Here is a 21452-nt window from a genome sequence, read left to right as displayed (position 1 = left end):
TGGGCTTCAGATCACCTGAACGATGGCCTTGGTCACCGCATCGATGTTGTTCTGGTTCAGCGCGGCCACGCAGATGCGGCCGGTGTCCAGGGCATAGATGCCGAACTCGTTGCGCAGGCGCGTCACTTGTTCAACGGTCAGGCCGGAGTAGGAGAACATCCCGCTCTGGCGCGCGACGAAGCTGAAGTCGTGCTGCGGGGCGGCCTTGGCCAGCATGTCGACCATCTGGTCGCGCATGCCGCGAATCCGCAGGCGCATCTCGGCCAGTTCGGCTTCCCACTGCGCCCGCAGCTCCGGGCTGTTGAGCACGGCGGCGACGATGCTGGCGCCGTGGGTCGGCGGGTTGGAATAGTTGGTGCGGATCACGCGCTTGACCTGGGACAGCACGCGGGCACTTTCTTCTTTCGATTCGCTGACGATCGACAGGGCGCCGACGCGCTCGCCGTACAGCGAGAACGACTTGGAGAACGAGCTGGAGGCAAAGAAGGTCAGGCCCGACTCGGCGAACAGGCGCACGGCCGCCGCGTCTTCGTCGATACCTTCGCCAAAGCCCTGGTAGGCCATGTCCAGGAACGGTACGTGGTTCTTGGCCTTGACCACGGCCAGTACGTTTTTCCAGTCTTCCGGGCTCAGGTCCACGCCGGTCGGGTTGTGGCAGCAGGCGTGCAGCACAACGATCGAGCGGTCGGGCAGGGCGTTGAGGTCTTCCAGCAGGCCGCTGCGGTTCACGTCGTGGGTGGCGGCATCGTAGTAGCGGTAGTTCTGCACCGGGAAGCCGGCGGTTTCGAACAGGGCACGGTGGTTTTCCCAGCTTGGGTCGCTGATGGCGACGACTGCGTCGGGCAACAGTTGCTTGAGGAAGTCGGCACCGATCTTCAGTGCGCCAGTGCCGCCCACAGCCTGGGTGGTGATGACGCGACCGGAGGCGATCAGCGGCGAATCCTTGCCAAACAACAAGGTCTGCACAGCCTGGTCGTAGGCGGCGATACCGTCGATCGGCAGGTAACCACGGGAAACGTGCTGAGCCACGCGAGCCGTCTCGGCTTCGACAACGGCGCGCAGGAGTGGAATGCGCCCCTCCTCGTTGCAGTAAACACCTACACCCAGGTTGACCTTATTGGTACGGGTGTCGGCGTTGAAAGCTTCGTTGAGGCCCAGGATGGGATCGCGGGGTGCCAATTCGACAGCGGAAAACAGGCTCATTAGTGCGCGGCTCTGAATGGAGAGTGAGGGGACGTGTGACGCTCCAGCCGAATGCACTAGAGCGGTGCACAAACGGGGAGCTAGTATAGAGGCCATCATCCGGCACGGCGACAGGCGATTCGGTTTTTACGCTAAGTTTTTACGATTTTTTTCGACCGTTAGTCCTCTCGCGGCGTCAAAGTCTTCAAGGCGTGTAGGACGTTCGTCTTGAAAGCGAAGGCATTCACCTCCACATTGTGTGCATCCCAGCTTTTTCCTCGGGCGACATCAGTCGTTTCGGTCTTTCTCGTTCCTGTCGGCTGGCCGACGGGGGTGAATCCAGAGGTTATGTCATGTCTGAATTCCAGCTAGTCACCCGCTTCCAGCCCGCCGGCGATCAGCCGGAAGCCATCCGCCTGATGGTCGAAGGCATCGAGGCCGGGCTGGCGCACCAGACGTTGCTCGGTGTGACCGGCTCGGGCAAGACCTTCAGCATTGCCAACGTGATCGCCCAGATTCAGCGCCCGACCCTGGTACTGGCGCCGAACAAGACCCTGGCGGCGCAGCTGTACGGGGAGTTCAAGGCGTTTTTCCCGAACAACGCCGTGGAGTACTTCGTTTCCTACTACGACTATTACCAGCCCGAGGCCTACGTGCCGTCGTCGGACACCTTCATCGAGAAGGACGCCTCGATCAACGACCACATCGAACAGATGCGATTGTCGGCGACCAAGGCATTGCTCGAGCGCAAGGACGCGATCATTGTCACCACGGTGTCGTGCATCTACGGCTTGGGCAGCCCGGAAACCTACCTGAAGATGGTGCTGCACGTGGACCGCGGCGACAAACTCGACCAGCGCGCCTTGCTGCGTCGCCTGGCGGACTTGCAGTACACCCGCAACGACATGGACTTCGCCCGGGCGACGTTCCGGGTGCGCGGCGATGTGATCGATATCTACCCGGCGGAATCGGACCTGGAAGCGATCCGCATCGAGCTGTTCGACGATGAAGTGGAGAGCATTTCGGCGTTTGACCCGCTGACCGGCGAAGTGATCCGCAAGTTGCCACGCTTCACCTTCTACCCCAAGAGCCACTACGTGACGCCCCGGGAAACCCTGCTGGATGCCATCGAAGGGATCAAGGTCGAGTTGCAGGAGCGCCTGGAGTACCTGCGTTCGAACAACAAGCTGGTGGAAGCCCAGCGCCTGGAGCAACGGACCCGCTTCGACCTGGAGATGATCCTGGAGCTGGGTTACTGCAACGGCATCGAAAACTACTCGCGCTACCTGTCGGGTCGCCCGGCGGGTGCGCCGCCGCCGACCTTGTATGACTATTTGCCGGCTGATGCCTTGCTGGTGATCGACGAATCCCACGTCAGCGTGCCCCAGGTCGGTGCCATGTACAAAGGCGACCGTTCGCGCAAGGAAACCCTGGTGGAATACGGTTTTCGCCTGCCCTCGGCGCTGGATAACCGGCCAATGCGCTTCGACGAATGGGAAAGCGTGAGCCCGCAGACGATTTTTGTCTCGGCCACCCCCGGCAACTACGAAGCCGAACATGCCGGCCGGGTGGTCGAGCAAGTGGTGCGGCCGACCGGGCTGGTGGACCCGCAAGTCGAGGTGCGTCCGGCGTTGACCCAGGTCGATGACCTGCTCTCGGAAATCAGCAAGCGCGTGGCGGTGGAGGAGCGGGTGCTGGTCACCACGCTGACCAAGCGCATGGCCGAAGATCTCACCGATTACCTGGCCGATCATGGCGTGCGGGTGCGTTACCTGCACTCGGACATCGACACCGTGGAGCGGGTCGAGATCATCCGCGACCTGCGCCTGGGCACCTTCGATGTGCTGGTGGGCATCAACCTGCTGCGCGAAGGCCTGGACATGCCGGAAGTGTCGCTGGTGGCGATTCTCGACGCCGACAAGGAAGGTTTCCTGCGTTCCGAGCGCTCGTTGATCCAGACCATCGGTCGCGCGGCGCGTAACCTCAACGGCCGGGCGATTCTGTATGCCGACCGCATCACCGGCTCCATGGAGCGGGCCATCGGCGAGACCGAGCGCCGTCGCGACAAGCAGATCGCCTTCAACCTGGCCAACGGCATTACTCCCAAGGGCGTGTTCAAGGACGTCGCCGACATCATGGAAGGCGCCACCGTGCCCGGCTCGCGCAGCAAGAAGCGCAAGGGCATGGCCAAGGCTGCGGAGGAGAGCGCCCGCTACGAGGCCGAACTGCGCTCGCCGAGCGAAATCACCAAGCGCATCCGGCAACTGGAAGAGAAGATGTACCAACTGGCCCGGGACCTGGAGTTCGAGGCGGCGGCGCAGTTGCGCGATGAGATTGGCAAGTTGCGCGAGCGGTTGCTGACTGTCTGAGGTTTTGTGCCGGTCTTGAGGGCCCCATCGCGAGCAAGCTCGCTCCCACACTGGATCTACGGCGTTCACAAAACCCCTGTGGGAGCGAGCTTGCTCGCGATGGGCGCGACTCGGTCTGACGACTGGCCACACAAATCCCGCTCTCACTGGAGCCCGCCCGCCATCGCCTGTTACCATTCGCCCCCTGTTTGATCTTCGCTTTTATATTCTTTCCGAGACATGCCATGACCACCGTCCGCACCCGCATCGCGCCTTCGCCCACTGGCGATCCCCATGTCGGCACCGCTTACATCGCTTTGTTCAACTATTGCTTTGCCAAGCAGCATGGCGGCGAGTTCATCCTGCGGATCGAGGACACCGACCAGTTGCGTTCGACCCGCGAGTCCGAACAGCAGATCTTCGATGCCCTGCGCTGGTTGGGGATCGACTGGAGCGAAGGCCCGGACGTCGGCGGCCCGCACGGTCCGTACCGCCAGAGCGAACGTGGCGACATCTACCAGCAGTATTGCCAGCAACTGGTGGACATGGGGCACGCGTTCCCGTGTTTCTGCACCGCCGAAGAGCTGGACCAGATGCGTGCCGAGCAAATGGCCCGCGGTGAAACCCCGCGCTACGATGGTCGGGCGCTGCTGCTGTCCAAGGAAGAAGTCGCCCGTCGCCTGGCGGCCGGCGAGCCCCATGTGATCCGTATGAAGGTGCCGAGCGAAGGCGTCTGCGTGGTGCCGGACATGCTGCGTGGCGATGTCGAGATCCCGTGGGATCGCATGGACATGCAAGTGCTGATGAAGACCGACGGCTTGCCGACGTACTTCCTGGCCAACGTGGTCGACGATCATCTGATGGGCATCACCCACGTCCTTCGCGGCGAAGAGTGGTTGCCGTCGGCGCCGAAACTGATCCTGCTCTACGAATACTTCGGCTGGGAGCAACCACAGCTGTGCTACATGCCGCTGCTGCGTAACCCGGACAAGAGCAAGCTGTCCAAGCGCAAGAACCCGACCTCCGTGACGTTCTACGAGCGCATGGGCTTCATGCCCGAGGCGATGCTCAACTACCTGGGGCGCATGGGCTGGTCGATGCCGGACGAGCGCGAGAAGTTCTCGCTGCAGGAAATGGTCGAGCACTTCGATTTGTCGCGGGTCTCACTGGGCGGGCCGATCTTCGACATCGAGAAACTGTCGTGGCTCAACGGCCAGTGGCTGCGGGACCTGCCGGTGGAAGAGTTCGCCGCACGCGTGCAGAAGTGGGCATTGAACCCTGAGTACATGATGAAAATCGCTCCCCACGTGCAGGGCAGGGTAGAGACTTTCAGCCAGATCGCCCCGCTGGCCGGCTTCTTCTTTGCCGGTGGCGTGACGCCGGACGTGAAGTTGTTCGAATCCAAGAAGCTCTCCGGCGACCAGGTGCGCCAGTTGATGCAACTGATCCTGTGGAAGCTCGAAAGCCTGCGTCAGTGGGAGAAGGACAGCATCACCGCGACCATCCAGGCCGTGGTCGAGTCCCTGGAGCTGAAATTGCGCGATGCCATGCCGCTGATGTTCGCCGCCATTACCGGTCAGGCCAGCTCGGTGTCGGTGCTCGATGCGATGGAAATCCTCGGGCCGGACCTGACCCGTTTCCGCCTGCGCCAGGCCATCGATCTGCTCGGTGGCGTGTCGAAGAAGGAGAACAAGGAGTGGGAAAAACTGCTGGGCGCGATCGCGTAAGCGCTCAATGAGGCAGGACATACCCCGGTTTTCCGGGGTTTGTCGGTAAGTGATTGTTATCCCGGCAAAAAATTTTCAAATTTGTTGAAAATAAATTTGACAGCCCTCCGATACGCCCTTAAGATTCGCCCCGTCCTCAGCGATGAGGGGCTATAGCTCAGCTGGGAGAGCGCTTGCATGGCATGCAAGAGGTCGACGGTTCGATCCCGTCTAGCTCCACCAATTTACACTTCAAGGCTTGGCCACACCGGCCTTGAAGCGATCAACACTCAGCGTTGATCAGTTGTATAGAAGGGTTTGCGTCCCCTTCGTCTAGTGGCCTAGGACACCGCCCTTTCACGGCGGTAACAGGGGTTCGAGTCCCCTAGGGGACGCCAGTTTTACAGAAGCGATGTTGCAAGATGTCGCTCCGCCGCGAGGCGAAAAATCCGGGGCTATAGCTCAGCTGGGAGAGCGCTTGCATGGCATGCAAGAGGTCGACGGTTCGATCCCGTCTAGCTCCACCAATTACAGGTTCAAGGTTTGGCCACACCGGCCTTGAATCGATCAGTTCTCAGCGCTGATCAAGTTAGAAGGTTTGTGTCCCCTTCGTCTAGTGGCCTAGGACACCGCCCTTTCACGGCGGTAACAGGGGTTCGAGTCCCCTAGGGGACGCCACGATTACCCGCTCTGCGGGATTTTATAAGGGTCATTCAATTCTTGAATGGCCCTTTTGTTTGTCTGGCGTTCGGCCAATTCCCTTATCCTTTGAAAAAGTCTTCTGACCAGCGGTGAAAATTTCCGCTTGCGGAAAATTATTACATGGATAATATTTCAGTCGTAATATTCGGAGGCGACGATGAGCGATAAAAAGGCACAAACCCGTGAACGCATTCTCAAGGCCGCCAGCGATGCGCTGATTCTGCGCGGGCCGGCAGAGCCGAGCGTGGGCGAGGTGATGGGCGCGGCCGGGCTGACGGTGGGCGGTTTTTACGCCCATTTCGAAAGCAAGGATGCCTTGATGCTGGAGGCCTTCAAGCAATTGCTCAATCGGCGTCGCGGCTTGATCGCCGATATGGACGGCGAGCTGACAGGCGAAGAGCGACGCGCCCTGGTCGCCGCGTTCTATCTGTCACGAAAGCACCGCGACTCCACCGAGCAAGCCTGCCCGATCCCGGCGTCGGTCGGCGAGCTCGGGCGGCTGCCGGATGCGTTTCGTGAGGTGCTCAATGAGCATATCGAGTTGATGGTTGCGCAATTGGCGGCCAGCCCGGAGGACGCCGACAAGGCTTTGGCCGACATCGCCTTGATGGTCGGTGGCCTGGCCTTGGCGAGGGCATTGGGCCCGGGAGAGTTATCGGATCGTTTGCTGCGCGCTGCCAAGTCGGCGGTGCGTTGAGCTGAGGCGCGAGCCCTGGAGATGAGCGATGGACAGGTTGAGCTGGATTCGTAGTGTCAATGGCACGCTTGGCTGGGTGGCTCCGCGCCTGGTGGCGAAGCAGATGCGTTCGCTGTTCATGCGCCCCCGAAGCCTGCCACCGCGGGATTGGGAGTTGCCGTTGCTGGCCTCGTCCGAACGTATCACCTTGCGCTTCGGTCTCTCGGCCTTGCGCTGGGGCAAAGGCCCGGCGGTCTTGCTGATGCACGGTTGGGAAGGGCGGCCGACCCAGTTCGCGGCGCTGATCACGGCCCTGGTGGACGCCGGTTACACGGTGGTGGCGCTGGACGGTCCGGCCCATGGTCGCTCGCCGGGTCGCGAGGCGAATGTCCTGTTGTTCGCCAGGGCCATGCTCGAAGCCGCCGCCGAGCTGCCGCCGTTGCAGGCCGTGATCGGGCATTCCATGGGCGGCGCCAGTGCCATGTTGGCCGTCCAGTTGGGGTTGCGTACCGAGACGCTGGTCAGTATCGCCGCGCCTGCTCGCATTCTTGGGGTGCTGCGCGGTTTCTCCCGGATGATGGGTCTGCCGCCCAAGGCGCGTTCGGCATTCATTCGCCAGGTGGAAAGCGATGTGGGCATGCCGGCCTCGAAGATGGATGTAGCGCATTATCAACTGGACGTGCCGGGGTTGATCGTCCATGCCGAGGACGACATGTCGGTCTCGGTCAAGGAGTCGCAGTTGATTCATGAGGCCTGGTTCGACAGTCGTTTGCTGCGACTGCCACAGGGCGGGCATCAGCGGGTGCTGGCCGATCCTCGTGTGATTGATGGGGTGTTATCACTGTTGGCCGGTCGCAGCCTGCAAGCGCGGCAATCGGCTTGAGCATCCGGTACACTGCCCCGATCCAAATTCGACCGGGAGAGGGGCATGGGCTGGGATCGGGCAACGCCATTCATCATTGATCTTCAGGTCAATGCCGAAGACATCGACGGGCTGGGCCACGCCAACAATGCGGTGTACGTCACCTGGCTCGAGCGCTGTGCCTGGCGTCATTCCCAACGCCTGGGCCTGGATCTGGTGGAGTATCGACGCCTGGACCGGGCCATGGCAGTGGTGCGGCATGAAATCGATTACCTGGCAGCCGCCTATGAAGGCGACGAGCTGCAATTGGCGACCTGGATCGTCGACTGGGACCAGCGCCTGAAAATGACCCGGCATTTCCAACTGGTCCGTCCCAGCGACAACACCACGTTGCTGCGGGCCCAGACCACCTTCGTCTGCATCGAACTGTCCACCGGCCGGCCCAAGCGCATGCCGCCGGAATTCATCGAGGGTTATGGCGTGGCGCTGAATCCATCTGGCATCTTCATAGACTGACCCACCGCTATCGCGAGCAAGCTCGCTCCCACAGGGGATTTGTGGCGGACTCCAATTCCGTGAGCGCCTTGGAACCATTGTGGGAGCGAGCTTGCTCGCGATAGCGTCAGTCCATTCAACATCAATGCAAGCTGATCCACCGCTTTCGCGAGCAAGCTCGCTCCCACAGGGGATTTGTGGCGGACTCCAATTCCGTGAACGCCTTGGAACCATTGTGGGAGCGAGCTTGCTCGCGATAGCGTCAGTCCATTCAACATCAATGCAAGCTGATCCACCGCTTTCGCGAGCAAGCTCGCTCCCACAGGGGATTTGTGGCGGACTCCAATTCCGTGAACGCCCTGGAACCATTGTGGGAGCGAGGCTGCTCGCGATGACGGCAGCACATTCAACATCAATTCAAGCTGACCCACCGCTATCGCGAGCAAGCCCGCTCCCACAGGGGATTTGTGGCGGACTCCAATTCCGTGAACGCCTTGGAACCATTGTGGGAGCGAGCTTGCTCGCGATAGCGTCAGTCCATTCAACATCAATGCAAGCTGATCCACCGCTTTCGCGAGCAAGCTCGCTCCCACAGGGGATTTGTGGCGGACTCCAATTCCGTGAACGCCCTGGAACCATTGTGGGAGCGAGGCTGCTCCCACAGGGATTTGTGGGGAATGCCGGAAATGTGGGCAAAATCCGGTAAACTGCAGCACGTTTTTTCGTTGAGTGTGTGTTTCCATGCAAATTGCCCTGGCGCCCATGGAGGGGTTGGTCGACAACATCCTGCGGGACGTCTTGACCCGTGTTGGCGGTATCGACTGGTGTGTCACCGAGTTCATTCGCGTCAACGACCGTCTGCTCACGCCAGCCTATTTCCATAAGCTCGCCCCTGAGCTGTTGACCGGAGCCCAGACCGCTGCCGGCGTGCCGTTGCGGGTGCAGCTGCTCGGCTCCGATCCGGTGTGCCTGGCGGAAAACGCGGCGTTGGCGTGCGAGTTGGGCTCGGAGGTGATCGACCTGAATTTCGGGTGCCCGGCCAAGACCGTGAACAAGTCCCGGGGCGGGGCGGTGTTGCTCAAGGAGCCGGAACTGCTCAACGAAATCGTCGAGCACGTGCGCCGCGCGGTGCCGAAACACATCCCCGTCACCGCCAAGATGCGCCTGGGTTTCGATAGCCCGGACGGCGCGCTGGTCTGTGCCACGGCGTTGGCCGAAGGTGGCGCGGCGCACATCGTGGTGCATGCGCGGACCAAGGCCGACGGCTACAAGCCTCCGGCCCATTGGGAGTGGATCCCCCGCGTGCAGGAAGTGGTCAAGGTGCCGGTGTTCGCCAATGGCGATATCTGGAGCGTGGAGGATTGGCGCCGTTGCCGCGAAATCAGCGGTGTCGAAGACATCATGCTGGGTCGCGGCCTGGTTTCCCGTCCTGACCTGGCCCGGCAGATCGCCGCTGCCCGGGCTGGCGAGGACGTGGTCGAGATGTCCTGGGCCGAGCTGCAGCCGATGCTCCATGACTTTTGGCTGCAAGTGGTCGAACAGTTGACACCGCGCCAGGCCCCGGGCCGGTTGAAGCAGTGGCTGGCAATGCTGACCCGCAATTACCCCGAGGCGGTCGAGCTGTTTACCGCGCTGCGCCGGGAAACCGACCTGGACGCGGTGGGGCATTTATTGGGTGTGCAGCGCACCGAAGCGGCCTGAAAAAAATTTCAAAAAAACCTCTTGAAAAGTTTTTGGCGGACCCTAGATAGGGGGTACGCGATGCCGAATTCGGGTCGCGGAGACAAAAAAACTTGCTGAATTTTTCAGGAGATTTGAATCATGAGTACTGCATTTTCGCTGGCCCCTCTGTTCCGTTCCTCGGTAGGCTTCGATCGCTTCAACGACTTGTTCGAAACCGCCCTGCGCAACGAACCGGGCAGCAGCTATCCACCCTACAACGTGGAAAAACATGGTGATGACGAGTACCGCATCGTGGTCGCCGCCGCCGGGTTCCAGGAAGAAGACCTGGACCTGCAAGTGGAAAAAGGTGTGCTGACCATCAGTGGCGGCAAGCGTGAAGCCAGCAACGATAGCGTCACCTTCCTGCACCAGGGCATCGCCCAGCGTGCGTTCAAGCTGTCCTTCCGGTTGGCCGATCATATCGAGATCAAGTCCGCCGGCCTGCGCAACGGTCTGTTGAGCATCGACCTGTTGCGAGTGGTTCCGGAAGAGGCGAAAGCCAAGCGCATTCCGATCAACGGTGCGCAGCAGCAACCCGCGCTGCAAAACTGATGCATCGCAACTGAAGAAGGGCGCCCGATGGCGCCCTTCTTCATTTTTGGACATTGAGAATGACTGTGGCGAGGGAGCTTGCTCCCGCTGGGGCGCGAAGCGGCCCTGAAACCAGTCTTCTCGGTGTGTCAGGCTGGTCTGAGGCGAATATTCTATTTTTGGGGCCGCTGCGCAGCCCAGCGGGAGCAAGCTCCCTCGCCACAAAAGCCCGTCTTGTATTGAGCTTCCAAATTATGGCAACAACCGCTCAAACGCCTCCAGCGGCAACGGCCGGCTGTGCAGGTAACCCTGGTACAAATGGCAATCGAGCCCTTGCAGGAAATGCAATTGCTCCAGGGTCTCCACGCCTTCGGCGATCATCACCAGGTTAAGGCTGCGGGCCATGGCGACAATGGCGCGGATGATTTCGGCGTCGTTGGGGTCGCTGGTGGCGTCGCGTACGAAGGACTGGTCGATTTTCAGCGTGTCCACCGGCAGGCGCTTGAGGTAGGTCAGCGACGAATAACCGGTGCCGAAATCGTCCATGGCGAAGCTCACGCCCAGTTTTTTGAGCCGGCGCATCTTGGCGATGGTGTCGTCCAGGTTCTGGATGACGATGCCTTCGGTGATCTCCAGTTTCAGCAGCGAGCAGGGCAGGCCGTGGGTGGCCAGGCTATTTTCAATGCGTTCGACGAAGTCGCTCTGGCGGAATTGTCGTGGGCTGATGTTCACGCACAGGCTGAATCGTTGCGGGTCGATCTTGCCCTTCGCGATCAGCTGCTTGAAGCCGTCGCAGGCTTCATCGAGGATCCAGGTCCCGACTTCGAGGATCAGGCCACTGTCCTCCAGCACTTTGATGAATTCGTTGGGCGATTGGGCGCCGAGGTCCGGGTGATGCCAACGCACCAGAGCTTCGGCGCCAATGATGCGGTTGTCCCGGGCATCGACCTGAGGCTGGAAATGCACGCTGAATTCGCCACGGGCCAGGGCCTGGCGCAGGTCGGTCTCCATGCGCAACCGTTCGCTGGCGGCTTTTTGCATGGTGGTGTGGAACATCTGCGAGGTGTTGCGTCCCGAATCCTTGGCGCGGTACAGCGCAATGTCGGCGCGCTTGAGCAAATCGGTGGGCGTGGAGCCGTGGTCGGGAATCAGCGCGATACCGATGCTCGGCGTGACCTGCAGTCGCTGGCCATCGAGAAACATCGGTTCCGAGAGCAGTTCACGCAGGGTGTCGGCCAGGGTCTGGACTTGCTTGCTGACTTCGCTGCGCGAGCCCTCCAGGCCGCTGAGCAATATCACGAACTCGTCGCCGCCCAGCCGCGCCACGGTGTCTTCCAGGCGCACGCTGGCTTCCAGGCGAGCGGTGATGATTTTCAGCACGGTGTCGCCCACCGGGTGACCGAGGGAATCGTTGATGTGCTTGAAGTGGTCCAGGTCGAGAAACAGCAGGGCACCGCGCAAGTTGTGGCGCTTGAGCAGGGCGATCTGCTGGCTCAGGCGGTCCATCAACAAGGCCCGGTTAGGCAGGTTGGTCAGCGGGTCGTGATAGGCCAGGTGGCGGATCTGGGCTTCGGCATTGCGTAGCAGGCTCACGTCCCGGGCGGTCAGCAGCAGGCACTTGGTTTCATTGAGGGTGATGGGCTCGACCGAGACCTCCACCGTGAGGATTTCCCCACGTTTATTGCGCCCGAGCATTTCCTGGTGGACGACGCGGCCCTTGAGTTGCAATTCGGCCAGCAGGGCCGCGCGCTGTTTTTCTTCGGCCCAGATTCCCACCTCGTAGACCGTATGCCCGATCACTTCGTCGGCGCGGTAACCGGTCAACCGGCAGAAGCCGTCGTTGACTTCAAGGTAGCGGCCGCTTTCGAGCTCGGTGATGGTGATGGCGTCGGGGCTGGAATGAAACGCCTTGGCGAACTTCTCTTCACTGGCCTTGAGGGCGGCTTCGGAGCGTTGCTGTTGGGTGATGTCGCGCAAGGTGGTGACGATGCACGGCTGGTTGCCGACGTTGATTTGTCGGCTGGAAATCACACAGGTCAGCGGCTGGCCATTCTTGTGGTGAACGACGATGGCGACATTGTTCAGCGATTGTTCGCGAATCACCCGTTCGATGCGTTGCAGGCTGCTGCCCGAGCCGCCCCAGAGGCCGATTTCGTCGGCGCTGAGGCCAATCACGTCGCCGGTGGTCCAGCCGAAGGTCTGGGTGAAACTGGAGTTGATCTCAAGGAACCGGCCGCTGTCCTGGTGGGTGACGCAGATCGGGTCGGGACTGACCTGGAACAACGTGGCGAATTTCTCTTCCGAGGCGGCCAGGCTTTGTTCGCGCTCCACCTGATCGGTGATGTCCAGCAAGGTCCCGGCCATGCGCAAGGGGCTGCCGTCGTCGTTGCGGTAGAGGCGGGCGCGGCTTTCCAGGTAGCGCGAGCTGCCGTCGGGTAGTTGCACGCGGTAGGTCAACTGATAGTTGCCCGCCGGGCCTTCCCGCAGGCTGCGATAGGCGTTGCGCATGTTGTTGCGTTCCTCCGTGGGTACTCCCTCGAAAAACGCATCGAATGCTTCGTGGAACGGCTTGGGTTCCAGGCCGTGGAGCTGCGCGGCCCGGGCCGAGCCGTAGAGCATGCCGCTGGGGATGTGCCAATCCCAGGTGCCCAGTTGCGCCGAGTCGAGGGCTAGGTCCAGGCGCTCCTGGCTGTCCTTGAGGGCCTGTTCGGCCAGTTTGCGTTCGGTGGTATCGAGGAATGTGCTCAGAAGATAAGGCTGGCCCTCGAGTTCGACTCTCTGCGCGCTGAGAAGGCCGCTGTGGATCTGGCCGTTACTGGCCTGCAGTTCTACCTCCATACTCGTCATTTCGCCCTTGGCCTTGACGACCTCCACCAGTTTTGCCCGCTGCTCGGGATGGACCCATAAGCCCAGTTCCAGGGTCGTGCGGCCGATTATGTCGTGCAGCGGCCAGCCAAACAGACTTTCGAAATACTGGTTGGCCTCGATGATCAAGCCATCTTCCTGGCGGGTCAGCAGCACCATGTTCGGGGTCAGGTGAAACAGCGTGGCAAAGCGTTTTTCCGAGCTGCGCAGCGCCTGTTCCCGCTCGCGCTGATGGGTGATTTCACGAATCACCCCGATCATGCGCGGCCGGCCGTGCTTGTCGGGCAACACGCTGCCACTGATTTCCAGCCAGTGCAGGCTGCCGTCGGGCCAGACGATGCGGTGATGCATCGCCTGTTCCAGCGGCGCACCGGCGACTGCAGCATGAAAGGCACGCAGGGCCTTGGCCCGGTCTTCAGGCAGCAACAGGTCGAGGTAATCCATGTCCGCCGGCAATGGCTGGCGTGGATCGAAGCCGAACAGCGCCTGGGTGCCCCGGGACCAACTGATCTGCCCGGTCTCGATGTCCCACGACCAGGCGCCCAGCCGCGCACCGTTCAGGGCTGCCAGTAACTGTGGCGCGCTGTCCCAGCTTTGCTCGGACCGCTTCGGGTCGAGCGCCTGGATGCGCGGCATGGGCGGGAGGTGGTCAGCGGGTTTGGGCATTATCTCGCGAGCCTTGAGCGGGTTTGGGCATTAAGCACAAGCATCCAAGGCCCTACAGGCGCGGCACAACCTATGCCTTTGTCCCTGGCAAATCGATTTGTGCGTCCAGTAAGGCCATGAAAGCCCGTGCGGCATTCGATAGCGTCCGTTCGGTGTGCAAGATATAGCCTAGCTGGCGACTGAGCTGTATGCCCGGCAAAGGAATGCGCGCGACCTGTTCGTCGAGCATGGTGCGCGGCAGAACGCTCCAGGCCAGGCCGATGGAAACCATCATTTTTATGGTTTCCAGATAATTCGTGCTCATGGCGATGTTCGGCGTCAGGCCCTGGGCTTCGAACAGTCGTTGCACGATGTGGTGGGTGAAGGTGTTGCCTCCCGGGAACACCGCCGGATGCAAGGCTATATCCGCCAGGCTCACCGCACCGTTCTCCAGCAGGGCATGCTCCGGAGCGACCACGAAATCCAGGGGGTCGTCCCACACCGGCGTGGCCCGTACCAGCGTGTGGGGCTCGGGGGCGAGGGTGATGACGGCCAGTTCCGCCCGGCCGTGGAGAATTTCTTCGTAGGCCACTTCCGAATCCAGGAACTGGATGTCCAGCGCCACCTGGGGATAACGCCGGGTGAACTCCCGCAATAAAGGTGGCAGGCGGTGCAGGCCGATGTGGTGGCTGGTGGCGAGCGTCAGGCGCCCGGTCACTTCGCCGGTCAGGTTGGTCAGGGCGCGGCGGGTGTCGTCCAGTACGTTGAGGATCTGATAGGCCCGTGGCAACAGGGCCCGGCCGGCCTCGGTCAGGCCCACTTCACGCCCCAGTCGGTCGAACAGGCGCACCTTGAGTTGTTGTTCGAGGCCGGCAATGCGCTTGCTGATGGCCGGCTGGGTCAGGTGCAGGCGTTCGCCGGCGCCGGAGAAACTGCCCGTCTCGGCGATGGCAATAAAGGCATTGAGGTTGGCGAGGTCCATGGCGGTTCCAGTAGGATTCCAGTTGGTTATGCAAAGCATGAAAAATATGAATTTGAGTTATTTAATGTAACCCCATAGGATCAGCCTCACAAGCCAAGGGGTTATTGATTCGTTCAAGGCCCGGGGCATAGAAACAAGCTGATGAGGAAACCGTCTGATGGCCGGCAAAACGCTCTACGACAAGCTCTGGGATTCGCATTTGGTCAAGCAGCGCGACGATGGCTCGGCGCTGATCTACATCGATCGTCACATCATCCACGAAGTGACGTCGCCGCAAGCCTTCGAGGGCCTGCGCCTGGCCGGGCGCAAGCCGTGGCGCATCGATGCCAACATCGCGACCCCGGACCACAACGTACCGACCACGCCGGAGCGCAAGGGCGGCATCGAAGCGATTGCCGACCAGGTCTCGCGCCTGCAGGTCCAGACCCTCGACGATAACTGTGACGAATACGGCATCGTCGAATTCAAGATGAACGATGTGCGCCAAGGCATCGTCCACGTCATCGGCCCGGAGCAGGGCGCGACCTTGCCGGGCATGACCGTGGTCTGCGGCGACTCGCACACCTCGACCCACGGTGCTTTCGGCGCCCTGGCCCATGGCATCGGCACCTCCGAGGTGGAGCATGTGCTCGCGACTCAGTGCCTGGTCGCCAAGAAAATGAAAAACATGCTGGTGCGCGTCGAAGGCAAGCTGCCGTTCGGCGTGACCGCCAAGGACATCGTCCTGGCCGTGATCGGCAAGATCGGCACCGCCGGCGGTAACGGCCACGCCATCGAGTTCGCCGGCAGCGCGATCCGCGACTTGTCCGTCGAAGGCCGCATGACCATCTGCAACATGTCCATCGAGGCCGGTGCCCGTGTCGGCCTGGTGGCCGCCGATGAAAAAACCGTGGAATACGTCAAAGGGCGTCCGTTCTCGCCAAAAGGCGCGGAATGGGACATGGCGGTCGAGGCCTGGAAAGACCTGGTCTCCGATGCCGATGCCCAGTTCGACACGGTCGTCGAGCTCGACGCGACGCAGATCAAGCCGCAAGTCAGCTGGGGCACGTCCCCGGAAATGGTTCTGGCCGTGGACCAGCATGTACCGGATCCGGCCAAGGAAATGGACCTGGTCAAGCGCGACTCCATCGTCCGCGCCCTGAAATACATGGGCTTGAGCGCCAACCAGGCGATCACTGACATCCAGCTCGACCGCGTGTTCATCGGCTCCTGCACCAACTCGCGGATCGAAGACCTGCGCGCCGCTGCGCTGATCGCCAAGGGCCGCAAGGTCGCCTCGACCATCAAGCAGGCCATCGTGGTGCCGGGCTCGGGCCTGGTGAAGGCCCAGGCCGAAGCGGAAGGGCTGGACAAGATTTTCCTCGAGGCCGGTTTCGAATGGCGTGAGCCGGGGTGCTCGATGTGCCTGGCGATGAACCCGGACCGTTTGGAGTCGGGCGAGCATTGCGCCTCCACCTCCAACCGTAACTTCGAAGGCCGTCAGGGCGCCGGTGGCCGTACGCACCTGGTGAGCCCGGCGATGGCCGCGGCGGCGGCTGTCAACGGCCGTTTCGTCGACGTCCGCGAATTGATCTGAAGGAGCGCAGCATGAAAGCTTTTACCCAGCACACCGGTCTTGTCGCGCCTTTGGATCGTGCCAACGTCGACACCGACCAGATCATTCCCAAGCAGTTCTTGAAGTCCATCAAGCGCACCGGTTTCGGCCCCAACCTGTTCGACGAGTGGCGCTACCTGGATGTCGGCCAGCCGTACCAGGACAACTCCAAGCGGCCATTGAACAAGGATTTCGTGCTCAACGCCGAGCGTTACCAAGGCGCCAGTGTGTTGCTGGCCCGGGAGAACTTCGGCTGCGGTTCGAGCCGCGAACACGCGCCATGGGCCCTGGAAGAGTACGGTTTCCGCAGCATCATCGCGCCGAGCTACGCCGACATCTTCTTCAACAACAGCTTCAAGAACGGCTTGCTGCCGATCATCCTCAGCGATGCTGACGTGGATGAACTGTTCCAGCAGGTCGAGGCCAACCCGGGCTATCAACTGCAGATCGACCTGGCGGCCCAGACCGTGACCCGTCCTGACGGCAAGGTGTTGGGGTTCGAGATCGATGCGTTTCGCAAGCATTGCCTGCTCAACGGCCTGGATGACATCGGCCTGACCTTGCAGGACGGCGAGGCGATTGCCGCGTTCGAGGCCAAGCACCGGGCGAGCCAGCCTTGGTTGTTTCGCGATGCTTGATGGATTGATGTAGGCAGTACCGGCCTCATCGCGAGCAAGCTCGCTCCCACAGGGGATCTATGGTGTTCACAAGACACCTGTGGGAGCGAGCTTGCTCGCGATGGGGCCCGCCCAGGCAACACAACACCAAAAAGGAAACCATCCATGACCAGCACCGCCCACAGTCAGGTTGTGCAAAAGCAATTCGGTGAGCAGGCTTCGGCCTATCTGAGCAGTGCCGTGCACGCCCAGGGCGCTGAGTTCGCGCTGCTACAGGCGGCATTGGCCGGTCGTGGCGATGCTCGTGTGCTGGACCTGGGCTGTGGCGCCGGCCATGTGAGTTTCCACGTGGCGCCGCTGGCCGGCGAAGTGGTGGCCTACGACCTGTCCCAACAGATGTTGGATGTCGTGACCGCGGCAGCGGCCGAGCGTGGCCTGGGCAACATCAGCACGGTCCGGGGCGCCGCCGAGCGCCTGCCGTTCGCCGACGCCGAGTTCGACTTCGTGTTCAGCCGTTATTCGGCGCATCATTGGAGCGACCTGGGCCTGGCGTTGCGGGAAGTGCGACGGGTGCTCAAGCCGGGCGGGGTGATGGCGTTCATCGACATCCTGTCGCCGGGTACGCCATTGCTGGACACCTACTTGCAAAGCATCGAAGTGCTGCGCGACACCAGTCATGTGCGCGATTATTCGGCTGGCGAGTGGTTGCGCCAGGTCAGCGAAGCAGGGCTGCACACCCGCAGCACCTCGCGCCAACGCCTGCGCCTGGAGTACCACTCCTGGGTCGAACGCATGCGCACGCCCGAGGTGATGCGTGGGGCGATCCTCCAGCTGCAGCGTTCGATGGGCGATGAAGTGCGTGAATATTTTGAGATTGAGGCCGATGGTTCGTTCAGTACAGATGTACTGGTGCTGTGGGCCGAGCGATAGCATTTTTCCCGATTCGGCCTTGGGTACGAAGCCCAGGCCCGTGTCGACAGAACAAACGAGGAAAGCATGAGCAAACAGATTCTGATTCTCCCAGGTGATGGCATTGGCCCGGAAATCATGGCCGAGGCGGTCAAGGTCCTGGAGCTGGCGAACGACAAGTACGGCCTGGGCTTCGAACTCAGCCACGACGTGATCGGCGGCGCCGCCATCGACAAGCACGGCGTGCCCCTGGCCGATGAAACCCTGGACCGTGCCCGTGCCGCCGATGCCGTGTTGCTGGGTGCCGTGGGCGGCCCGAAGTGGGACAAGATCGAACGTGACATCCGTCCTGAGCGCGGCCTGCTGAAGATTCGCGCGCAACTGGGGCTGTTCGGCAACCTGCGTCCGGCGATTCTTTACCCGCAACTGGCCGACGCATCGAGCCTGAAGCCGGAAATCGTCTCGGGCCTGGACATCCTCATCGTCCGTGAGCTGACCGGCGGTATCTACTTCGGTGCCCCGCGTGGCACCCGCGAGCTGGATAATGGCGAGCGCCAGGCCTACGACACCCTGCCGTACAGCGAAAGCGAAATCCGCCGTATCGCCCGGGTCGGCTTCGACATGGCCCGCGTGCGTGGCAAGAAGCTGTGCTCGGTGGACAAGGCCAACGTGCTGGCCTCCAGCCAACTGTGGCGTGAAGTGGTCGAGCAGGTGGCCAAGGATTACCCGGACATCGAGCTGAGCCACATGTACGTCGACAACGCCGCCATGCAACTGGTGCGTGCGCCCAAGCAGTTCGACGTGATCGTCACCGACAACATGTTCGGCGACATCCTGTCCGACGAAGCGTCGATGCTCACCGGTTCCATCGGCATGCTGCCGTCGGCCTCCCTGGACGCCAACAACAAGGGCATGTACGAGCCGTGCCACGGTTCGGCGCCGGACATCGCCGGGCAGGGCATCGCCAACCCATTGGCGACCATCCTGTCGGTGTCGATGATGCTGCGCTACAGCTTCAACTTGAACGATGCCGCCGACGCGATCGAAAAAGCCGTCAGCGTGGTCTTGGACCAAGGCTTGCGCACCGGTGATATCTGGTCGCAAGGTTGTACCAAAGTCGGTACGCAGCAAATGGGCGATGCAGTAGTCGCCGCGCTGCGGAATCTGTAATCTTTCGGGCCCACCGCCTCGACGGTGGCCCACTTTTGTATAGGTGTAGTTGCGATGAAACGTGTAGGTCTGATCGGTTGGCGCGGCATGGTCGGTTCCGTGCTCATGCAGCGAATGCTGGAAGAGCAGGATTTCGATCTCATTGAGCCGGTGTTTTTCACCACTTCCAATGTCGGTGGCCAGGGCCCGTCCGTGGGCAAGGACACCGGTGCGCTCAAGGATGCCTACAGCATCGAAGAGCTCAAGACCCTCGACGTGATCCTGACTTGCCAGGGTGGCGACTACACCAGCGAAGTGTTCCCCAAGCTGCGTGAAGCCGGCTGGCAGGGTTACTGGATCGACGCCGCTTCCAGCCTGCGCATGCAGGACGACGCGGTGATCATCCTTGACCCGGTCAACCGCAAGGTCATCGACCAGCAACTGGACGCGGGCACCAAGAACTACATCGGCGGCAACTGCACCGTCAGCCTGATGCTGATGGGCCTGGGTGGCCTGTTCGAAGCCGGCCTGGTGGAGTGGATGAGCGCCATGACCTACCAGGCGGCGTCCGGTGCCGGCGCGCAGAACATGCGTGAGCTGATCAAGCAGATGGGCGCCACCCACGCCGCCGTCGCCGATGACCTGGCCAACCCGGCCAGCGCTATCCTCGACATCGACCGCAAGGTCGCCGAGGCGATGCGCAGCGATGCCTATCCGACCGAGAACTTCGGTGTGCCGCTGGCCGGCAGCCTGATCCCCTGGATCGACAAGGAACTGCCCAACGGCCAGAGCCGCGAAGAGTGGAAGGCCCAGGCCGAAACCAACAAGATCCTCGGTCGCTTCAAGAGCCCGATCCCGGTGGATGGCATCTGCGTGCGCATCGGCGCCATGCGCTGCCACAGCCAGGCGTTGACCATCAAGCTGAACAAAGACGTGCCGATCGCCGACATCGAAGGCCTGATCAGCCAGCACAACCCTTGGGTCAAGCTGGTGCCGAACAATCGCGAAACCAGCATGCAGGAGCTGAGCCCGACCAAGGTCACCGGCACCCTGAATGTACCGGTGGGTCGTCTGCGCAAACTGAACATGGGGTCGCAATTCGTCGGTGCCTTCACCGTCGGCGACCAACTGCTGTGGGGCGCGGCCGAACCGCTGCGTCGCATGCTGCGGATCCTGCTCGAGCGTTGATCGGATGTCGCTGTGAAAGAACCCGTGCCTTGTGAGAGGTGCGGGTTTTTTATTGGGGGCAGTTGTGTGTCAGGGCTGGCCTCATCGCGAGCAGGCTCGCTCCCACATAGGATCTTCAGTGGCCGCAAAACCTGTGGGAGCGAGCTTGCTCGCGATGAGGTCAATCCAGGCACTGCAAATCCGCCTGCCAATTGCCTGCATACCGACCACCCGGTAAAGTGCCGCTCCCCACGTTTTACCTGAGGTAGACCCATGAGCCAGTCCTTTGATATTGCCGTGATCGGCGCCACCGGTACTGTCGGCGAAACCCTCGTCCAGATTCTCGAAGAGCGGGACTTCCCGGTCGGCAACCTGCACCTGCTGGCCAGCAGCGAATCGGCAGGCAGCTCGGTGATGTTTCGTGGCAAAAACGTGCGGGTGCGCGAGGTCGATGAATTCGATTTCAGCAAAGTCCAACTGGTGTTCTTCGCCGCTGGCCCGGCGGTGACCCTGAGTTTCGCCCCACGGGCCACGGCGGCCGGCTGTGCGCTGATCGACCTGTCCGGCGCCTTGCCGCCCGAGCAGGCGCCGCAAATCGTGCCGGAAGCCAACGCCCAGGTCCTGGCCGGCTTGGGCAAGCCGTTGCAGGTCAGCAGCCCCAGCGCATCGGCCACGGCCTTGGCGGTCGTGCTGGCGCCACTGCGCGAGTGCCTCGATCTGCAACGCATCAGCCTGACCGCCAGCCTCGCCGTGTCCGCCCAGGGCCGCGTAGCCGTGAGCGAGCTGGCGCGCCAGACCGCCGAGCTGCTCAATGCCCGCCCGCTGGAGCCGAAGTTCTTTGACCGACAGATGGCGTTCAACCTGTTGGCCCAGGTCGGCGCCCCGGACGAGCAGGGTCATACGTCGTTGGAAAAGCGCCTGGTCCGTGAGTTGCGCCAGGTGCTGGATCAACCTTTATTAAAGATTTCCGTCACTTGCATTCAAGCCCCGGTGTTTTTTGGCGATAGCTTTAGCGTGACCGTGCAGTCTGCGAACGCTGTCGACCTGGACAAGGTCAACGCGGCCCTGGAAGCGGCGCCCGGCATCGAGTTGGTGGAGGCGGGCGATTACCCGACTGCGGTAGGTGATGCGGTGGGGCAGGATGTGGTCTACGTTGGTCGTGTACGCGGTGGGATCGACGATCCCGCTGAACTAAATATGTGGCTGACGTCGGATAACGTGCGCAAGGGCGCGGCGCTCAATGCCGTGCAGGTGGCTGAGTTGTTGATAAAAGACTTGCTGTAAAAGATACTTGGCATCA

At 61.7% G+C, this 21452-nt stretch carries 16 protein-coding genes and 4 tRNA genes; 17 read left to right on the top strand and 3 right to left on the bottom strand.

Going from position 1 to position 21452, the window contains the following annotated elements:
• Positions 1–6: 6 nt before the first annotated feature.
• Positions 7–1203: an amino acid aminotransferase gene (locus tag AC515T_RS19525; protein ID WP_496529658.1), complete on the bottom strand. Its 1197-nt coding sequence runs from the start codon at positions 1201–1203 to the stop codon at positions 7–9.
• A gap of 332 nt (positions 1204–1535) precedes the next feature.
• Here AC515T_RS19525 and uvrB point away from each other — a divergent pair, with 332 nt between their 5' ends.
• The 11 genes from uvrB (at position 1536) to AC515T_RS19470 (ending at position 10245) form a co-directional block, all read left to right on the top strand.
• Positions 1536–3551: an excinuclease ABC subunit UvrB gene (uvrB, locus tag AC515T_RS19520; RefSeq protein WP_496529657.1), complete on the top strand. Its 2016-nt coding sequence runs from the start codon at positions 1536–1538 to the stop codon at positions 3549–3551.
• 224 nt (positions 3552–3775) lie between these two features.
• Positions 3776–5257 carry a glutamate--tRNA ligase gene (gene gltX / locus AC515T_RS19515; protein WP_496529656.1) on the top strand — a complete coding sequence of 494 codons (1482 nt, stop codon included), beginning with the start codon at positions 3776–3778 and terminating at the stop codon, positions 5255–5257.
• Between the two features lie 146 nt (positions 5258–5403).
• Positions 5404–5479: transfer RNA gene (locus AC515T_RS19510), tRNA-Ala, on the top strand.
• A 79-nt stretch (positions 5480–5558) separates the two neighbouring features.
• Positions 5559–5634, top strand: a tRNA-Glu gene (locus tag AC515T_RS19505).
• Between the two features lie 53 nt (positions 5635–5687).
• Positions 5688–5763 (top strand) — tRNA-Ala (locus AC515T_RS19500).
• A gap of 75 nt (positions 5764–5838) precedes the next feature.
• Positions 5839–5914 (top strand) — tRNA-Glu (locus tag AC515T_RS19495).
• 181 nt (positions 5915–6095) lie between these two features.
• Positions 6096–6635, top strand: coding sequence for a TetR/AcrR family transcriptional regulator (locus AC515T_RS19490; RefSeq protein WP_496529655.1), 540 nt, complete (start codon positions 6096–6098; stop codon positions 6633–6635).
• 28 nt (positions 6636–6663) lie between these two features.
• Complete coding sequence (locus AC515T_RS19485; RefSeq protein WP_496529654.1) at positions 6664–7497, top strand: alpha/beta fold hydrolase; 834 nt, start codon at positions 6664–6666, stop codon at positions 7495–7497.
• Between the two features lie 45 nt (positions 7498–7542).
• Positions 7543–7992 carry an acyl-CoA thioesterase gene (locus tag AC515T_RS19480; protein ID WP_496529653.1) on the top strand — a complete coding sequence of 150 codons (450 nt, stop codon included), beginning with the start codon at positions 7543–7545 and terminating at the stop codon, positions 7990–7992.
• A gap of 720 nt (positions 7993–8712) precedes the next feature.
• On the top strand, positions 8713–9672 hold the full coding sequence (locus tag AC515T_RS19475; RefSeq protein ID WP_496529652.1) for a tRNA dihydrouridine synthase: 960 nt from the start codon (positions 8713–8715) through the stop codon (positions 9670–9672).
• Between the two features lie 120 nt (positions 9673–9792).
• Complete coding sequence (locus tag AC515T_RS19470; RefSeq protein ID WP_053123476.1) at positions 9793–10245, top strand: Hsp20 family protein; 453 nt, start codon at positions 9793–9795, stop codon at positions 10243–10245.
• Positions 10246–10476: 231 nt separating this feature from the next.
• On the opposite strand, the gene AC515T_RS19465 is transcribed toward AC515T_RS19470, so the two are convergent.
• Positions 10477–13755, bottom strand: a complete 3279-nt coding sequence (locus tag AC515T_RS19465; RefSeq protein WP_496529651.1) for a PAS domain S-box protein — start codon at positions 13753–13755, stop codon at positions 10477–10479.
• Between the two features lie 70 nt (positions 13756–13825).
• Positions 13826–14716 (bottom strand): LysR family transcriptional regulator, encoded by an 891-nt coding sequence (locus tag AC515T_RS19460; protein WP_207966795.1) that lies wholly within the window; start codon positions 14714–14716, stop codon positions 13826–13828.
• Between the two features lie 157 nt (positions 14717–14873).
• Between AC515T_RS19460 and leuC the strand changes: the two genes are divergently transcribed.
• The 6 genes from leuC to AC515T_RS19430 all read left to right on the top strand — a co-directional run bounded on the left by leuC (position 14874) and on the right by AC515T_RS19430 (position 21436).
• Positions 14874–16292, top strand: a complete 1419-nt coding sequence (gene leuC / locus AC515T_RS19455) for a 3-isopropylmalate dehydratase large subunit (protein WP_496529650.1) — start codon at positions 14874–14876, stop codon at positions 16290–16292.
• A gap of 11 nt (positions 16293–16303) precedes the next feature.
• Positions 16304–16948 (top strand): 3-isopropylmalate dehydratase small subunit, encoded by a 645-nt coding sequence (gene leuD, locus AC515T_RS19450; RefSeq protein WP_003203864.1) that lies wholly within the window; start codon positions 16304–16306, stop codon positions 16946–16948.
• 144 nt (positions 16949–17092) lie between these two features.
• A complete protein-coding gene (locus AC515T_RS19445; RefSeq protein WP_496529649.1) occupies positions 17093–17857 on the top strand; it encodes a class I SAM-dependent methyltransferase in 765 nt (254 codons plus the stop codon).
• Between the two features lie 66 nt (positions 17858–17923).
• On the top strand, positions 17924–19006 hold the full coding sequence (gene leuB / locus AC515T_RS19440; RefSeq protein ID WP_060741441.1) for a 3-isopropylmalate dehydrogenase: 1083 nt from the start codon (positions 17924–17926) through the stop codon (positions 19004–19006).
• A 54-nt stretch (positions 19007–19060) separates the two neighbouring features.
• Positions 19061–20173 carry an aspartate-semialdehyde dehydrogenase gene (gene asd / locus AC515T_RS19435; protein ID WP_024779161.1) on the top strand — a complete coding sequence of 371 codons (1113 nt, stop codon included), beginning with the start codon at positions 19061–19063 and terminating at the stop codon, positions 20171–20173.
• A 252-nt stretch (positions 20174–20425) separates the two neighbouring features.
• Positions 20426–21436 carry an aspartate-semialdehyde dehydrogenase gene (locus AC515T_RS19430; protein WP_496529648.1) on the top strand — a complete coding sequence of 337 codons (1011 nt, stop codon included), beginning with the start codon at positions 20426–20428 and terminating at the stop codon, positions 21434–21436.
• Positions 21437–21452 lie beyond the last annotated feature (16 nt).

Source organism: Pseudomonas sp. FSO-7 (assembly GCF_059579345.1).
The sequence above is the reverse complement of the archived record's forward strand: the minus strand, read 5'-3'. Positions and strand labels throughout refer to the sequence as shown.

Excerpts from the sequence above, each read along its gene's own strand:
- AC515T_RS19460 (WP_207966795.1), bottom strand. The coding sequence starts at position 14,716 with ATGGACCTCGCCAACCTCAATGCCTTTATTGCCATCGCCGAGACGGGC.
- leuC (WP_496529650.1), top strand. The coding sequence starts at position 14,874 with ATGGCCGGCAAAACGCTCTACGACAAGCTCTGGGATTCGCATTTGGTC.
- uvrB (WP_496529657.1), top strand. The coding sequence starts at position 1,536 with ATGTCTGAATTCCAGCTAGTCACCCGCTTCCAGCCCGCCGGCGATCAG.
- AC515T_RS19480 (WP_496529653.1), top strand. The coding sequence starts at position 7,543 with ATGGGCTGGGATCGGGCAACGCCATTCATCATTGATCTTCAGGTCAAT.
- AC515T_RS19470 (WP_053123476.1), top strand. The coding sequence starts at position 9,793 with ATGAGTACTGCATTTTCGCTGGCCCCTCTGTTCCGTTCCTCGGTAGGC.
- leuB (WP_060741441.1), top strand. The coding sequence starts at position 17,924 with ATGAGCAAACAGATTCTGATTCTCCCAGGTGATGGCATTGGCCCGGAA.
- gltX (WP_496529656.1), top strand. The coding sequence starts at position 3,776 with ATGACCACCGTCCGCACCCGCATCGCGCCTTCGCCCACTGGCGATCCC.
- leuD (WP_003203864.1), top strand. The coding sequence starts at position 16,304 with ATGAAAGCTTTTACCCAGCACACCGGTCTTGTCGCGCCTTTGGATCGT.
- AC515T_RS19430 (WP_496529648.1), top strand. The coding sequence starts at position 20,426 with ATGAGCCAGTCCTTTGATATTGCCGTGATCGGCGCCACCGGTACTGTC.
- AC515T_RS19485 (WP_496529654.1), top strand. The coding sequence starts at position 6,664 with ATGGACAGGTTGAGCTGGATTCGTAGTGTCAATGGCACGCTTGGCTGG.
- asd (WP_024779161.1), top strand. The coding sequence starts at position 19,061 with ATGAAACGTGTAGGTCTGATCGGTTGGCGCGGCATGGTCGGTTCCGTG.
- AC515T_RS19465 (WP_496529651.1), bottom strand. The coding sequence starts at position 13,755 with ATGCCCAAACCCGCTGACCACCTCCCGCCCATGCCGCGCATCCAGGCG.
- AC515T_RS19490 (WP_496529655.1), top strand. The coding sequence starts at position 6,096 with ATGAGCGATAAAAAGGCACAAACCCGTGAACGCATTCTCAAGGCCGCC.
- AC515T_RS19445 (WP_496529649.1), top strand. The coding sequence starts at position 17,093 with ATGACCAGCACCGCCCACAGTCAGGTTGTGCAAAAGCAATTCGGTGAG.
- AC515T_RS19525 (WP_496529658.1), bottom strand. The coding sequence starts at position 1,203 with ATGAGCCTGTTTTCCGCTGTCGAATTGGCACCCCGCGATCCCATCCTG.
- AC515T_RS19475 (WP_496529652.1), top strand. The coding sequence starts at position 8,713 with ATGCAAATTGCCCTGGCGCCCATGGAGGGGTTGGTCGACAACATCCTG.